This is a genomic window from Dyadobacter luteus (assembly GCF_003383615.1).
Lineage (GTDB): Bacteria > Bacteroidota > Bacteroidia > Cytophagales > Spirosomataceae > Dyadobacter > Dyadobacter luteus.
In genome coordinates this window covers 20,060-35,144 of the sequence record NZ_QNUL01000030.1, presented here as the reverse complement: position 1 = coordinate 35,144, position 15,085 = coordinate 20,060, and the positions used below count along the sequence as shown (strand labels likewise).

The following is a 15,085-nucleotide window of genomic DNA, read 5'->3' as shown; positions in this document are numbered from 1 at the left end:
GAGGTATGTGTACCAACGACTGACAGGATCTGTTATAAGGAATCTTTGGAACCTTATCCGGAACTGCACGCAGACCGGAGATCATTAGAAATGAAGGTCTGATAAGTATAAAAAGGTATAGATTAGTGCTTTTGTTAGAAATCATAAAAGCAGCGATTTATGTATTTATTCAGTCTTTGCTTGTCCCTTTTCCTGGCATTTGCCGGAACGTATCCGAATGGCTGTTTTGCTCAGCATGTTAAAACCCGCATCAATCCTGTTGATTCTGCGGAGATGGTTTTCATTCCACCCGGCGAATTTGTAATGGGTAGTAATGCTGCTGAAATAGATTCGATCTGGGAGGCGTATGGCTGGGAAAGAAAGGAGATTGGATTTACCAGGGGAGAACAACCTGCGCACATAGTGAAGTTGAACGGATTCTGGATGTATCGCACTTTGGTAACAGTGGCGCAGTTTCGTCAATTTTGTGAAGCCACCAACCAGCAAATGCCTCCGGAACCATCTTATGGCTGGGCCGACCAGCATCCGGTTGTGAACGTAACCTGGTATGAAGCCAATGCCTATTGCGCATGGGCAGGAGGCAGGTTGCCCTCGGAAGCGGAATGGGAGCGTGCTGCCAGAGGAAATCGGGACGGAGTTAAGGGGCACAGCAGAGCTGTATTTACTTGGGGAAATGCTTTAATTCCCCAGGTTGGTGCGGCGAATGTGGCAGATGAAAGCTTTTTGAAAGCCGGATATTACAGCAATCCCGACTTTCATATTTTCAAAAAATATACCGATGGCTATGTCACAGCTTCTCCGGTAAGAGCCTTTGCAGCCAATGAATTTGGCCTGTACGATATGGCTGGTAATGTGTTAGAATGGTGTAACGATTGGTATGATCTTGATTATTATCAAAAGTCACCTTCTTCAAGTCCGCAAGGTCCCGAACAGGGTGACCGCAAAGTATTGAGAGGTGGCGCTTTTGATACCATTCCAACCATCTCCCGTATCGCCCGCAGGCTCGGCAATTTTCCGGATATCAGAAATAATGAAAAAGGTTTTCGCTGTGTGATTGATAAATAGAATAGGGCTGAAAGTAAAAAAAGAAAATGCTCAGTATTTTCGGAACCCTGAAATACTGAGCATTTAATTGATATGATCCGGCAGAACCCGTGCCGTTCGCGTAATTCGTGGCAAAGAAATTATAACACCACAACGACCTTGCCTACGGTGCGTCCACTCTCCACCTGCGTATGTGCAGCTCCGATTTCTTCAAAAGGGAAAGTGTCAGATACGTGGGATTTGATTGTTCCATTTTCCAGCAGCAAAGACAGCTTTTTCATGCCCTCTCCATCCGATTTGACCAAAATAAAATAACCCTCAACACCTTTTGCCTTCGCCTTTTCAGTAACTGATTCATTCAGTCCCGAAGGAATGCTGATGATGGTTCCACCCGCTTTGGCTACTTCGAGAGAAAGGTCAATATTGTTGCCGCCGATGGTGTCCAATATAAAGTCGAATTCGTAGGGACTGTTTTTCCAGTCATAACCATGGTAATCAATGTGCTCATCGGCTCCCAGTGATAGCACGAAATCTTTATTTTTGGCTGAAGAAGTTCCTACCACGTATGCTCCCAGGTTTTTGGCAAGCTGCACAGCATAGTGACCTACACCACCTGCAGCGGCATGTACGAGCACTTTCTGTCCGGCTTTCACCTTCGCGTGATCTTCCAGCGCCTGTAGCGCAGTGAGCGCCGCAAGTGTAGCCGCGGCGGCTTCCTCATGGCTTATGGAGGCAGGTTTAATGGCGAGATGGCTGGCTGGTGCTGCCAGATATTCAGCATATGCTTTACCATGACCCGGGAAATTCACCATACCAAATACTTCATCGCCCGCCTTAAAATCAGCACTGTTGCTCTCGGTAACAATTCCGGAAATATCCCAGCCCAGGATTAGCGGGCTCTGGTCTTTGATCCGCCCATACACCCCTTTGCCTTCCCGACTTTTTACATCCACGGGATTAATACTGATCGCTTTTACCTGTACCAGCACTTCGTCGGCTCCGATTTGAGGTGTATCTATTTCAGTGAGTTTCAGGTTGTCTATCGCACCGGGCTCATTTAATAAGATCGCTTTCATTTTTATGTTGTGTCTAGTTGAGTTGTACTTTTCTGTATTCAAGCGGGTTGAGTCCCGTTTGTTTTTTGAACAATCTGGTAAAGTAGGAAGCGTTTTCAAAGCCGAGCTGGTACGCAATTTCTGCCACCCCCATATTATTCGTCTTCAGCATATTCTTTGCTTCGGACACAAGTGCTATGTGGATAAGTTCAATTGCAGTTTTACCTGTTTCCTGCTTCAACAGGTCACTCAGATAGCGTGGCGACAACGATAGCTGCGAAGCAAGTCCATTCACCGACGGCAATCCCAGCTCTTTCAGTTGTGCATTTCGGAAATACGCTTTGATGGCGTCATTGAATTTTGTTATCACTTTGCCCGACATATCTGTCCGGTTGATGAACTGTCTTTTGTAATAGCGCTGCGCATATTTCAGGATCGAATCAATATGGCTCAGAATAATTTCCCTGCTGAATTCATCAGGATTGGTAAAATACTCCGACCTGATTTTGTCATGAAGCTCCCAAATCACGGCCTCTTCAGCTGGAGAAAGGTGGAGTGCCTCGTTGATCTCATAATCAAAAAAGCCATAGTGCCCGATTGCGTCATGTAATGCGTGACCATTGAGGTAATCCTCATGGATGAGAATCATAAATCCTTTCTCTTCCAGTTCCAGATCGCGCATCTCTATGATCTGCTGGGGCTTTACAAACATCAGCGAGCCGTTGGAATGGTCGTAGGGCGTTCTGCCATATTTGATCACGCCGGATTTGAATTTCTTGAATCCGATCATATAGCAATCGCTGGTAAACTCGCGGTCGGGCATAGTGCAACCCGACTGGCATCCGATGACACTGAACAATGGATGCTGCGGCGGTTCCCAACCGTTCTCCAGATGCATCTGGCTTAGTGATTTGAAATGTTTCATGAGTGTTTTAATTAATGTCCGTGCGCGGCAATGCTCACTTCTTTCCAGTCTTCAATAGCATTGATACGCTGACGGTAAATTTCCGGCATTGCATGATATGCCACTTTTCCGAAAAGCAAACGTTGCGGCGGGTTAGGACTGTCGATCACTTTCAAAATGGCATCAATTGTCGCTTCAGGATTTCCCCAATTGTCTGCATTTTCTCCCGAGGAAGCAAAGCCTTCGCGCACCGGATTATAATCAGCAATATCGGAAGTGGTTTGCGCTGCGGAAGCTCCGGCCCATTCAGTGGTGTATCCGTTTGGTTCTATCAGTGTCACTTTGATTCCAAGATGCGCCACTTCTGATGCGATGGTTTCGCTTAGTCCTTCCACGGCGAATTTGGAGGCGTTGTATAGTCCCAGCATAGGAAGTGTTGTGAGTCCCAAAAAGCTGGATAGCTGTATGATATGGCCGCTTTTTTGTTCTCTCATGATAGGTAAAACAGCCTGAGTCACCCAAAGTAATCCGAAGAAATTAGTCTCCATCTGGGCTCTGGCTTGTTGCTCTGTCGTTTCTTCAACCGTTCCGAACAGACCGTATCCGGCATTGTTAATCAGGACGTCTATGCTTCCGAAATGTTCTTTTACCTGACTAACAACTTTTGTAACCTGTGTAGAATCTGTAACGTCCAGCTCTACTGCCAGAATTTTCTTGCCGTATTTTTCTGTAAGATCCTGAAGAGATGAAACATCACGTGCTGTCGCTGCTACCTGATCACCTCTTTGCAATAATGCTTCTGCCCAAAGTTTTCCAAAACCTCTTGATGCGCCTGTAATTAAAATTGTTCTTGCCATGACTTGTGTTCTTTTGTTTGATTTGATAGAACAAAATTACCGGCCTTCCCGCTGGCAGAATAGTCCATTTGTACAGAAGAATAGCACATATGTACGGACGCCCGTCAATCTGCAAATTCCGGCACCATCACTTTTCTGAACAAAGTTTTGATCAGTTCAATTTCATTTGAGTAGGTAGTGTTTTTACGGTTGGCAAAGTAGAGTGTGTTTTCCAAAGGACGTTCACCTCTCCAAACCAGTTTCACCAATCCGTTCTCAATTTCTTTGCTACACAAAAAGTCAGGAATCACGGCCATACCTGCTCCACTGCTGAGACAGCGTACAATAGAGTTCAGATTCGGCACAATATAGTTTGGACGAAAATCGGGTGTTGAACCGAAATTAAGCTGCCAGAACCGAAACAGGTGTTCCATATCGCCCGTAGTACCATACCACTTTTGCGCCCGTAGCCATTGCCCGGCTTCAGCGTATTTCTTTTTGTTAATTAAATCCTGTAAAACCGATACATCCAGGTCTTTACCTGCAACAAGTACAATGGTTTCAGATGAGAACGCCTGATGTTCGATATGATTAGAAGCTCCCTTTTGTGGTGTGATAATCAGATCCAGGATGCCTTTGTCAAGGTTATCCAACATTTCGCGGTAGTCGCCAAAACGGATGATAACATTAAAAGGAAGTGTAGAGATATACTGTTCCAAAGTAATCTGAAACGTTTCAAAGCACATTCCGATACTAATGGTTGGTGTGTGCTTCTCAGTGCTTTTCTGGAAGGTTTTTTCCACTTCTTCAAGCGTAGCCATACTTTCAGCAATGGCATTATAGAGTATTTTTCCTCTTTCTGTCGGAAGCATGCGCCGGGCGGAGCGCTCAAACAGTTTATAGCCAACATAACTTTCCAGCGAACTCAGATGCAGGCTGACACCGGGCTGCGAGATAAAGAGGTTTTCCGCCGCCCCTGTAAGCGTCCCACTTTGATATATAGCCTTAAACGTCCTGTACCATTCCAGATTTACCATGTTGATCTATCAGTTTTATAATGCAAAGGTATAAATCATCTTATTTTTATGATAGAATAGAGGGAAGTAATTTTGTGATGTCAAATAAAAAAACAGAACAATGAAAAACGTACTCATCATCAACGCTGGTCAGAACTTCGGTCATTCGGGCGGACGATTCAATAATACTATTACAGAGCATACACTTGCATTCATAGCAGCCAACGAGCATTTCAATATAAAGCTAACCGTGATTGCAGAGGGTTACGATTTGAAAGAAGAGGTGGCAAAATTTGTGTGGGCAGATGTCGTGATTTACCATACACCGATCTGGTGGTTTCAGGTGCCGAACGGTTTTAAAAAGTATATTGATGAGGTTTTCACAGCCGGGCATAACACGGGAATTTACCACAGCGACGGGCGTTCATCCGACAATCCTGAAATCAATTATGGTACCGGAGGAATGCTGCATGGGCGCCGGTATATGCTTACCACCAGTTGGAATGCTCCTGAAACAGCTTTCACTTTACCCGGAGAGTTTTTTCAGGAACATAGCGTGGACGAAGGGCCTTTGTTCGGTTTCCACCGCATGAATGCTTTTGTAGGTATGAAACCGTTAAAAAGTTTTCATTTTCATGATATTGAAAAGAATGCTGATGTTGAAAGAGATATGGCAGCCTATCGTGAGCACCTGGAGAATATTTTCAGCCTGGAACCAAGTTCAGAAGTTTTGGCTTAATGAAGAAGATTATTCAGTAATAAATCGGTGTAATTTATAATACCTATAGACTTTATAGACTATATTTGTTACTGAATAATTATCAACTCCTATATCTTCATTCCATGAGTAATCCTGTTGCATTAATTACCGGCCCTACCTCGGGTATTGGCTATGTCACGGCTGTAGAGCTGTCAAAAAAAGGTTTTGATCTGATTTTGGTAGCGCGTAACAAACAAAAGGTGGAAGCTTTGCAAAAGGATATAGGGGATTGTGTAACGACCGACTTCATAAGCTGTGACTTGGGAAGTATTGAATCGGTGAAAGCGGCTGTGACGGAGATCAGAAATCGTTATACTAAAATTGATGTATTAATCAATAATGCTGGCTTACTGGTGCAAAACAAAGAAAAATCGGTAGATGGCATCGAGCTTACTTTTGCAACCAATCATATGGGACCATTTGTGTTGACTACAGGCTTGGTGAGTCTGCTCAAACCCGGCGCAAGAGTCGTGAATGTCGCTTCAGAAGCGCATTTCTTTGCCTTTTTCAGTATTGATAAATTGGTGGATCCGGACTTTTATCAGGATCTCATCGTATATGGCAGATCGAAACTGGCAAACATTCTTTTTTCCAACGAGCTTTCAGACAGGTTATTCACTTACGGGGTAACTTCCAATGCCTTGCATCCGGGTACGGTGGCCAGCAATTTTGCCGGGAATGGCAATGGTCTTACCGCCGCTTTCATGAAATTGTTTCGCCCCTTTTTCAAGACAGTGAAACAGGGAGCAGCCACGACCATATATCTGGCATCATCACCAGAAGTACAGGGTATTACGGGTAAATATTTTGTAGGTAAAAAGTCCGGAAGGTCTTCGTCAGCTGCCAAAAACAAAGCTTTGGGAAAGCAACTCTGGAAGCTGAGCGAAGAACTTGTTGAACAAAAAACAGGTAAGGCTCAAACAGCCTGATTGATACGGACGAAAGGCAATAGTTGTTCGTCTGTTTCAGTCTGGATCAGGTTGTTAAAAATATTGGCAGCGATCATCTTTCCTGCAAAAGCTGCAATGATGACTACTTCTTCAGCTGAATATTGCTGTTGGATACCGGCGAATAGTTCGTCGGTGATTAATCCGTTATTTCGGGCAACGGCAGCTCCGAAATCAATAAATTGCTGCTCATTTGCGGAGAGAACCAGATTATCAGGGTCTTCTCCTGAATCATTAATCGCTTTACGAAAGAAAGCGGTGTAGATAATTCCCTGCGTCTCCTCAGATACCGACCAGGCCAGCAACGTCGCGAGTCTTGTACCAACAATTCTTTTCAGCTCTTCAAACAAAGGATACCATTGCATGTATACTTTGAATGCCGTAGGAGAATGGCCCAACGTAGCCTTCATATTATTGATATTGGTGTTGTAAACCGTCTGGTGTTGTATGAATGCGATCTGTATTTCTGAGGTTTGATCTTTCCTGCGAAGTGGTGCGATTCTGGGCATAGGTGATGGTTTTGGATTGGAATAAGATTGAGATAACGAGGTAATAAATCCGGCTTCGTTTTTCGCGAAGCCGGATCAGCTTATTCAGAAATAAGTTACAGCAACTTGTTGGTCACGATTTCAGCATTGCTGATAGGGAAAATGTAGTTTTCAGCCGACGGTGAAACCTGTCCGGATACAAGTGTTGAGCTGCTTTTGGCCGGTAATGGAAGGTTATTACGTAGCAGATCGTTCGAGCGGAAACCTTCACCCAAAAGTTCAATACGGCGTTCCTTCCAGATGGCATTAATCAGAGCTGTGTTGGTTGCCAGAGCGCTTTCAGCAAATGTGTAATTCGCATCCGAGCGTGCATGCACGGCCTTTAACAGATTCGCGGCAAGTGTAAGCTGCCCTTTGTTGGCGGTTGCCTCGGCATAGTTCAACAGAATCTCGGAATACCTGATTACAGGAATATAGTTCAGGAAGGGTGAGGCGGTGCCGAATTTGGTCAGAAAACTTCTGCCGGAAGTCACCTTCAGCAGGCCACGACGTGCGTCTGTAGCAGAGAACTGGCTGTCGCCTCCGATCCCCTGGGGATTCAGGTAATATTCTGAATTGGCTCCGTAGATGTAAGCGATTGATGACTGTCCTCCGTACGAATCCAGTGAAGTAAACGGAACCGACAGGATCGACTCAGTAGAAGTGAAGTCGCTGGTGAAAATTTGAGATATATTCTGAAGCTGATGTTTTACGCCGGCAGTGGCAGAATACGGAGCCGTAGTTTGCGGTACAATTTTCACAGCTTCTTCTATCACTTTATCCCAGTTTTTCTGGTTGAGAAAAACTCTGGTCTTTAAAGCACGTGCCGTATTTTTATGTGCACGGGTAGTGTTCAGCAAGGGTGTGCTGTAGTTTTCAGGAAGCGCTGCTTCAGCCTCATTCAGATCTTTGATAATCTGTGCATAAATTTCCGCTACAGTGCTCTTTTTTAGTCCATTGTTTTCGGGTGTGGTTTCCGGAGATAACCGCAAAGGAATCGCTGGTGAAGAACCATTGTTTTCGTTGTACGGCCGGGCATATATAGTCACCAGACTGTAATAGGACAGTGCTCTCAGAAACTTGGCTTCGGCAGTATATTGGGCAGCCAGTGTGGCATCTATGGCGGTACCATTTTTAGCAAGCCCGTCAATCAGGATATTAGAGAGATTGATGGCTGAATAAGCTGAGGCCCAGAGGCTGATAATGTCATTTGAGCCTGAAGAATAGGAGTTGTTCCAGCTTTCGTAAGCGGTATACACATTGCTGGTCACATTGATGAAATCCTCTCCGCGAACATCCAGGTAAAGTAAGTACCGACCGCCGTAAAAGTTAGCACTTTTGACGCCCTTGTAAATACCATTCACGAGCCCGAGTACGCGGTCGGGCGTGTCAAAGACGTAAGCAGAGCTTAACGAAGTAGGAGGAGAAGTATTCAGGAGTTTGTCTTCGTCACAAGCAGACAAGCTTAGTAGCGCTGCGAAGCCCAGATAACCCGTTAAACGACGATATGAGATATATTTTTTCATTGTATAAAGCTGATATTGAAATGATAATGTCTTTAAATTAGAATCCTACATTGATCCCGAAAGTGATATTACGGGCCTGTCCGATTGAATTAAGCTCCACACCAGGGGAAGTATTGGAATTGCTGTTCACCGACGATTCCGGATCAGAGCCGGTATATTTGGTGAATATGAAGGCATTCGAAACCTGACCATAAATGCGTGCAGAACCTAATCCGATTCTATTGATCAATCCGGTTGGTATGGTATAACCTAAACCGATATTTTGCACACGCAGGAAATCACCTTTTTCAACATTTGCAGAGATTGGGCCGTTGTTACCGTTTGAGGTCTGGTCGTTGTAAACCAGTCTCGGAATATCTGTCACCTGACCCGGCGTAGTCCATCTGTCAAGAATATCGGTGTAATTGTTGAAAAAACGTTGGTCACGAAGTGTCGCTTTTGTACCGTTCATAATATAGTTTCCACCTGCGTAGGTCAGGTTCACGCTAAAGTCAAATTGTTTGTATTTGAAATTATTAACCAGACCACCGTACCACTTCGGTAATGCATTGCCCAATACGTCATAATCTGCTGCCGATATTTCAGGAGCCCTTGTGCCATCCAGATACGAATAGCGGAAATCGCCGGCACCCACCACATGGCTGAACTGTACTTTTTCTCCTTTCGCATTGATGAAAATTCTTCTGCCGTTTTCCGGATTTACACCGTCCGTTTTGGCACCATAAAGACTACCCACAGATTCGCCTACACGTGTCACATTGAATGCATTCACGGCTGTGTGTGTGGAACCGATTACGTCAGCATTTCCGTCGGCGAGCGCCGTCACTTTGTTGCGGATGCCGGTATAGTTGAAAGATGCATTCCATGAAAAATCACCTTTACGGATAATATTTGCATTGATTCCCAGCTCAATACCACGGTTGTACAAAGAGCCTACGTTAGAAAGAATTACGTTACCCGGAATACCTTTTGATGGAGATTGCGGCGCGTTCAGAATCAGGCCATTCACGTCATTGTTGAACCAGGTCAATTCTACCTGAACACGGTCTTTGAGTAAGCCTAAATCAACCCCGATGTTGGTCTGCTCACTGGTTTCCCATCCAAGGCGCGGGTTGCCAGCCTGGCTGATCGCCCAGGTGGCAGCACTACCGTACAGCGATGCAGCATACAATTCCTGAGAACCATAGGCATTGCTCAGATTCCCGTTTCCAACCCGTCCCCAGCTTGCTCTGAATTTAACAGAATTTAGTGTGGAGGAAATTGCAGCATCTTTGAAGAATGATTCTTCGGACAAAGCCCAGCCGGCAGACACACCACCGAAATTTCCGAATTTGTTTTCAATTCCAAGAGCAGAGTTTCCATCTCTTCTAAAGTTGGCAGTGAAGAAATAACGGTCGTTCAAATCATAGTTAAGTCTTCCGAAGTAGGACAGGTACGCTTTTGCCTCCAGGGAGTTTCCCGTAGGGTTGATCACCCCCCAGCTTCCCTGGTAATCGTTGAAGTAGATATCTGCCGCCTGCGTAACGTATGCTCCCCATGAGGAATTTTCAAATTTTTGAACATCATAACCTGCCAGTAATGCGAGGTGATGTTTACCCGATCGTCTGTCGTAATTCAGCGTACTGGTCCAGTTCCAGTTGTTACGTAGCCCTGTTACGTTGCTGCCTTGTCCCTTCGTGCTGGACGACGACCCGTTTTCAGGACTTAGAAAAGCGACGTTTTCTGTTCTTAGTCGGTCAATGGCATAAGTAGTGGTCAGGTCAAGCCCTTTGAGCAATTTCAACGTAGCACCAAAACTTCCTATAATTCTGTCATTCTCTGAAGTATAACGGCTTAGTGCCAAAAGTGAAACCGGATTGTAGTAACTGCTGACAATCTTATTGTTTCCATTGCCGATTTGTCCCGTTGGTGTGATATTGTAGCTGCCATCTGCATTATAAGGAGCCACGTTCGGAGCCAATGTGAGCGCCATACGTGCAGCACCAACGATCAGTTGGGCGTTGTTTGGTAAGGAACCGGAATTCGGGGACTTGTTAAAGGTGGTGTTGTAATTGATGCTTGCTCTCAGTTTCAGACGGCTGTTTACTTCATGGTCAATATTGAAGCGTACTGCCTTTCTTTTGAAATCATTATCAATCAAAAAGCCTTTCTGATCTGAGAAGTTGGTTGAGAAAAAGTAACTGGTGGATTTGCTGCCGCCGGTGATGCTTACGTTGTGGTTGTGCGAAACACCCGTTCGATACAGGTAATCATACCATCTGGTGTCAACAAGGGAGCCGTCGGCATTGTTGGATGGGAAAAAAGTTTCATATCCTTCCTGACTTGTACCTGCAAGTATTCTGGAATTGAGTACTGCTTCATTTTTGATGGCCACAAATTGAGTGGAATTCAGGAGCTTCGGCAGACGCGTTGCTGTACTGAAACCTGTCCATCCTTCGTAGCTCACTTTTACTTTACCTTCTTTTCCTCTTTTGGTGGTGATCAAAAGAACTCCGGCAGCAGCACGCGAGCCATAGATAGAGGTAGAGGCGGCATCTTTTAAAACATCAATGGATTCAATATCAGCCGGATTGATATCACCAAGCGGATTGTTGACTACGTTGGCATCTGCCGATACGTTTCCGGTGTTAATGGGTATACCGTCCACAACAATAAGGGGGTAGGAGCTCAATGATATAGAGTTGATGCCTCGTATACGAATGATTGGCGGGTTGTTCAGAACACCATTGGGCTGTGCAATACTCACACCAGCTGCTCTGCCGGCCAGTGCCTGATCAAAACTTTGTACGGGAATATCCTTTACCGCAGTTCCGGTAATACGGGCAGCCGATCCTGTAAATTCGGCTTTGGTTTGCGTTCCGTAGCCAACCACAATGATTTCGCTCAACTGGCGCGTGTCAGCAGCAAGGTCAATATTATAGGAATTGCTATTGTTAAGAGGTTGTTCCACACTATTGAAACCAACAAAGGAGACTACCAGGATACCTCCCGAAGGAGCACTGATCGAAAACTTGCCATCCTGATCTGTAATAGTACCGTTGTTACTGCCTTTAATAATCAGCGATACGCCTGGTAAGCCGTCACCTGAGGACTTATCGCGTACCGTACCGGTCACAGTACGATCCTGCGCTACAGACAGTAGAGTTTGAAGAGAAAACACAACATAGAGGAGTGTTGCAAAGTACTTGTGTTTCATAAATTCGGAATTTGTTAAGTTGTAAATGTTATGCAGCTTTCTATAGCTCCCGTGTTGGAGATTTCCTGAGGTCATATGTAATACCTCCTAGGAAATTCGTCGGAGAAAAGATTTGAATGATTAACTATATAAAGTCTATAAACTTAGTGGGTAAAAATACGATGTTCCAAATTTTTAATCCAAAACTTTAAAAATCAGTATAATATTGATAGATATATTAAATGGTAACTATGAAAATTTATATTTGTTACATTTAAGGAGCATAATGGTAAGGTTATGATTTGTGCCTGGTTTGAGCCATTTTTTTAGGTACGTAACCCGAAATTTCAGTCTGACACTTGTAAGTGCAACGGAGACTGAATACTTTTGTCTATTAAATCTATAATATTGATAGACTAATAAATATGAAATCACGTATTTTTCTGGCAGCGGCACTATTTGCAGGGCAGACACTTTTAGCACAGAACAAACCTGCGCAGGTTACTATCGAAGGCACGGTGCCGGGTGTACAATCCGGTTATGTCTATTTGCAAAAGTTCAAAGAGAAGATCTTTTATTCAGTTGATTCGGTAGCCATTAAAGGCGGTAAGTTTCAGCTTAAGTCATCTGTGGAATTGCCTGAATTATATGGTCTTACGATCAATAGCAAGAGCGCACCATTGTTTCTGTTTTTAGAAAATACGAATAAGGTAACAGTCTCTCTGGATACGGCGGCGTATTACAAAAACAGTATGGTGAGCGGGTCGCCAGCTCAGGATTTATTTGAGCAGTATAAGAAAACCAGGGATCTGAAAATTGATGAGTTTATCAAAACAAATCCCAAATCAATTGTCTCAGCCTATGTACTTTACCGCAACTTTGCATACCGGCTCACACCTGAACAGATTCAGCAAAACATTGCCTTGCTTGATCCATCATTGCATAAGACAGCATATGTACACACACTCAAAGATTTGGTTGTAACCCTGGATAAGGTAGCTATTGGAAAGCAGGCTCCTGATTTCACCGCTAACGACCTGAATGGCAAGCCTGTGAAGTTATCAGATCATTACGGTAAATACGTGTTGGTCGATTTTTGGGCTGCATGGTGCGGACCTTGTCGTAAGGAAAATCCTAATGTGGTAAGCGCCTATGAGAAGTTTAAAGACAAGGGCTTCGATGTATTCGGTGTCTCGCTTGATAAGACTAAGGAAGCCTGGCAAAAGGCAGTTGAAAAGGATGGCCTGAACTGGACCCAGGTATCAGATCTGAAGTACTGGCATAGCGAACCTGCGGCACTATACGGTGTACGTGCAATACCTGCCAATTTCCTTTTAGATCCGCAAGGGAAAATTGTTGCAAGAAACCTGAAAGGTGAGGATTTACATAAAACACTGGAAGAATTGCTGAATAGCAAAACAACTTCCGCTACTAAATCATCAAAATAACTCTTTACAATATACGTCTTTTTAGCTATTCATAATTGTACGTTTTAAGCTAAGCATTAAAAGCTATCCGCTAACTGCTCGAATCTATGAAACCAACATTGTTGACATCCCGGCAGAAGAGCCTCAAAGGCAATTTAAAATCACTGGCATTTAGGCAACGGTCATCCTGTTGTTGTTGATACACACCTTCCCGGATATTCTTCCGGACTCACATTCCTCAGACGGTTCAGTTCCGCCATTTGAAATTTTGGTGGTAAATTATTTCTCTTCGGCGGACTGCTGTCAGGGGTAGACTTCCCTTGTCTATCCCATCATCATCTTCTTCTTTTTACTCAAAAATTTGTATCGTTATGCGATTTACAGAAAGCCTCGTCTATTACGAAATACTGATTCTTTTTGTAGTGATCAGTCTTGCAGAATTTTTTACAGGTTTGTACAAAAGCGGCAAATGGTCGCAAAATGAATGGTATATCAACATTGCAGGTCTGTTCCTTTCTAGTACAATCACACGTCCCATCAGTTTCCTGCTGACTGCTTACGTGTTAAATTATTTCTTCCCTGATTATTATAATGTATTTGAATCTGTGCCACTTTGGGCAGCAATTATAATAACCTGCCTGCTGGAAGACTTCACACAATACTGGTGGCATCGCGCAGCGCATACGTACACCTGGCTGTGGAAAGCACATCGGGTTCATCATACTGCGCCGGAAATGAGCGTGTTTCTGACGGGACGTAATTCCTGGTTATATCTGCTGTTGTTTCCTTCACGTATAGTTTCTACCGTTCTTATTTTTCTTGGATTCGGTCAGGCATTTATCATCGGTTATTTTTTCAAGGCGCTGATTGGTATTTCAGCACATTCCAGTATCAGATGGGATAAACCTTTGTATAAAATCAAGTGGCTTCATCCGGTTATGTGGGTCGTGGAAAGAACGATTTCCACACCGGCCACACACCATGCGCACCATGCCGCTACTGATGTAGATGGTATTGGTGTAATCAATGGAAATTATGGTAATATGTTCTTTATCTGGGATATGCTATTCGGAACCGGAAAAATTACCCGGGAGTTTTCGGAACATATTGGTCTGGAAGATTACCACGAAGAGCCCTGGTACGTACAATTGGGCTATCCGCTCTTTAAGTCGAAAGATCACCGCAGCGAATTATCAGAATAACTGAAACCTCAGAAATTACTTCTATGAAAATCCGAACCGGAATAATACTGTGGTGGCTTTTGGCTGTGCCGGCTTTCTCGTTCTCGCAGGTAGTACACTACGATGTAATCGTGGCAGGTCATACTATCGGCGGAGTAAAAGTATACCACTTTCAGAATGACGTAAAAAAGCAGCGCATTGAAGCTGAATTCAAGGTCCCGTTTTATTCCGGCACATTTTTCAGTGAAAATAATTTCTCTGATGGCGCACTCAGAAATTCGGTGACAGAACACCATGTCAATGGAAAAAGAAAGCAGCAAACTGTCACTACTTTTGTCGCAAATAAAAACTACAAGGTAGATTTCTCCGGAGAAGAGAGAGCATCCAGACATTTGACTCAACATATTGCCACTACCATTACCAACTTGTATTATCAGGAACCTGTCGATTTGGAGACGGTCTATTCCGAACGCTACGGGAAACTTTGTGCGCTCAGAAAAGTCGGTGAAAGTCGCTACGCGATCAGTTTGCCAAATGGGAAACAGAGTATTTATTCCTACACAAGTGGTGACTGTCAGGAAGTACAGACAGAGTTGTCAGGCGTAAAGGTCAGGATTGTAAAACGCGATGTGCGGCTGGCGGCGAGGTAAGTGATTACTTCCGGAAGTATCTTTGCAGAAAGCACAT

13 protein-coding genes are annotated in these 15,085 nt (G+C 44.2%); 6 read left to right on the top strand and 7 right to left on the bottom strand.

Annotated elements, in window-relative coordinates; translation table 11 throughout:
• Window positions 1-159: 159 nt before the first annotated feature.
• Window positions 160-1,065, top strand: coding sequence for a formylglycine-generating enzyme family protein (locus DSL64_RS24590; protein ID WP_115833608.1), 906 nt, complete (start codon window positions 160-162; stop codon window positions 1,063-1,065).
• A 119-nt stretch (window positions 1,066-1,184) separates the two neighbouring features.
• On the opposite strand, the gene DSL64_RS24585 is transcribed toward DSL64_RS24590, so the two are convergent.
• The 4 genes from DSL64_RS24585 to DSL64_RS24570 form a co-directional block, all read right to left on the bottom strand.
• Window positions 1,185-2,120, bottom strand: coding sequence for an NADP-dependent oxidoreductase (locus DSL64_RS24585; protein WP_115833640.1), 936 nt, complete (start codon window positions 2,118-2,120; stop codon window positions 1,185-1,187).
• Window positions 2,121-2,133: 13 nt separating this feature from the next.
• A complete protein-coding gene (locus DSL64_RS24580) occupies window positions 2,134-3,024 on the bottom strand; it encodes a helix-turn-helix domain-containing protein (protein ID WP_115833607.1) in 891 nt (296 codons plus the stop codon).
• Between the two features lie 11 nt (window positions 3,025-3,035).
• Entirely contained in the window at window positions 3,036-3,860 is an 825-nt protein-coding gene (locus DSL64_RS24575; RefSeq protein ID WP_115833606.1) for an oxidoreductase, read from the bottom strand.
• A 104-nt stretch (window positions 3,861-3,964) separates the two neighbouring features.
• Complete coding sequence (locus DSL64_RS24570; protein WP_115833605.1) at window positions 3,965-4,876, bottom strand: LysR family transcriptional regulator; 912 nt, start codon at window positions 4,874-4,876, stop codon at window positions 3,965-3,967.
• A 100-nt stretch (window positions 4,877-4,976) separates the two neighbouring features.
• On the opposite strand from DSL64_RS24570, the gene DSL64_RS24565 reads away from it, so the two are divergent.
• Both DSL64_RS24565 and DSL64_RS24560 read left to right on the top strand, forming a co-directional pair.
• Window positions 4,977-5,594, top strand: coding sequence for an NAD(P)H-dependent oxidoreductase (locus DSL64_RS24565; protein ID WP_115833604.1), 618 nt, complete (start codon window positions 4,977-4,979; stop codon window positions 5,592-5,594).
• A 104-nt stretch (window positions 5,595-5,698) separates the two neighbouring features.
• Entirely contained in the window at window positions 5,699-6,544 is an 846-nt protein-coding gene (locus DSL64_RS24560; protein ID WP_115833603.1) for an SDR family oxidoreductase, read from the top strand.
• On the opposite strand, the gene DSL64_RS24555 is transcribed toward DSL64_RS24560, so the two are convergent.
• From DSL64_RS24555 to DSL64_RS24545, 3 genes are all read right to left on the bottom strand, one after another.
• Entirely contained in the window at window positions 6,532-7,071 is a 540-nt protein-coding gene (locus DSL64_RS24555; RefSeq protein ID WP_115833602.1) for a carboxymuconolactone decarboxylase family protein, read from the bottom strand. The genes DSL64_RS24560 and DSL64_RS24555 overlap by 13 nt on opposite strands.
• Window positions 7,072-7,166: 95 nt before the next feature.
• Window positions 7,167-8,615, bottom strand: coding sequence for a RagB/SusD family nutrient uptake outer membrane protein (locus DSL64_RS24550; RefSeq protein ID WP_115833601.1), 1,449 nt, complete (start codon window positions 8,613-8,615; stop codon window positions 7,167-7,169).
• Between the two features lie 37 nt (window positions 8,616-8,652).
• A complete protein-coding gene (locus DSL64_RS24545) occupies window positions 8,653-11,811 on the bottom strand; it encodes a SusC/RagA family TonB-linked outer membrane protein (protein ID WP_115833639.1) in 3,159 nt (1,052 codons plus the stop codon).
• A 404-nt stretch (window positions 11,812-12,215) separates the two neighbouring features.
• Here DSL64_RS24545 and DSL64_RS24540 point away from each other — a divergent pair, with 404 nt between their 5' ends.
• The 3 genes from DSL64_RS24540 (at window position 12,216) to DSL64_RS24530 (ending at window position 15,048) form a co-directional block, all read left to right on the top strand.
• Window positions 12,216-13,238: a TlpA disulfide reductase family protein gene (locus DSL64_RS24540; RefSeq protein WP_115833600.1), complete on the top strand. Its 1,023-nt coding sequence runs from the start codon at window positions 12,216-12,218 to the stop codon at window positions 13,236-13,238.
• 350 nt (window positions 13,239-13,588) lie between these two features.
• Complete coding sequence (locus DSL64_RS24535; protein ID WP_115833599.1) at window positions 13,589-14,419, top strand: sterol desaturase family protein; 831 nt, start codon at window positions 13,589-13,591, stop codon at window positions 14,417-14,419.
• Between the two features lie 23 nt (window positions 14,420-14,442).
• A complete protein-coding gene (locus tag DSL64_RS24530) occupies window positions 14,443-15,048 on the top strand; it encodes a DUF6134 family protein (RefSeq protein ID WP_115833598.1) in 606 nt (201 codons plus the stop codon).
• Window positions 15,049-15,085 lie beyond the last annotated feature (37 nt).

Bases quoted from the DNA above. Each gene is read 5' to 3' on its own strand.
- DSL64_RS24590 (WP_115833608.1), top strand. From the start codon at position 160: ATGTATTTATTCAGTCTTTGCTTGTCCCTTTTCCTGGCATTTGCCGGA.
- DSL64_RS24585 (WP_115833640.1), bottom strand. From the start codon at position 2,120: ATGAAAGCGATCTTATTAAATGAGCCCGGTGCGATAGACAACCTGAAA.
- DSL64_RS24580 (WP_115833607.1), bottom strand. From the start codon at position 3,024: ATGAAACATTTCAAATCACTAAGCCAGATGCATCTGGAGAACGGTTGG.
- DSL64_RS24575 (WP_115833606.1), bottom strand. From the start codon at position 3,860: ATGGCAAGAACAATTTTAATTACAGGCGCATCAAGAGGTTTTGGAAAA.
- DSL64_RS24570 (WP_115833605.1), bottom strand. From the start codon at position 4,876: ATGGTAAATCTGGAATGGTACAGGACGTTTAAGGCTATATATCAAAGT.
- DSL64_RS24565 (WP_115833604.1), top strand. From the start codon at position 4,977: ATGAAAAACGTACTCATCATCAACGCTGGTCAGAACTTCGGTCATTCG.
- DSL64_RS24560 (WP_115833603.1), top strand. From the start codon at position 5,699: ATGAGTAATCCTGTTGCATTAATTACCGGCCCTACCTCGGGTATTGGC.
- DSL64_RS24555 (WP_115833602.1), bottom strand. From the start codon at position 7,071: ATGCCCAGAATCGCACCACTTCGCAGGAAAGATCAAACCTCAGAAATA.
- DSL64_RS24550 (WP_115833601.1), bottom strand. From the start codon at position 8,615: ATGAAAAAATATATCTCATATCGTCGTTTAACGGGTTATCTGGGCTTC.
- DSL64_RS24545 (WP_115833639.1), bottom strand. From the start codon at position 11,811: ATGAAACACAAGTACTTTGCAACACTCCTCTATGTTGTGTTTTCTCTT.
- DSL64_RS24540 (WP_115833600.1), top strand. From the start codon at position 12,216: ATGAAATCACGTATTTTTCTGGCAGCGGCACTATTTGCAGGGCAGACA.
- DSL64_RS24535 (WP_115833599.1), top strand. From the start codon at position 13,589: ATGCGATTTACAGAAAGCCTCGTCTATTACGAAATACTGATTCTTTTT.
- DSL64_RS24530 (WP_115833598.1), top strand. From the start codon at position 14,443: ATGAAAATCCGAACCGGAATAATACTGTGGTGGCTTTTGGCTGTGCCG.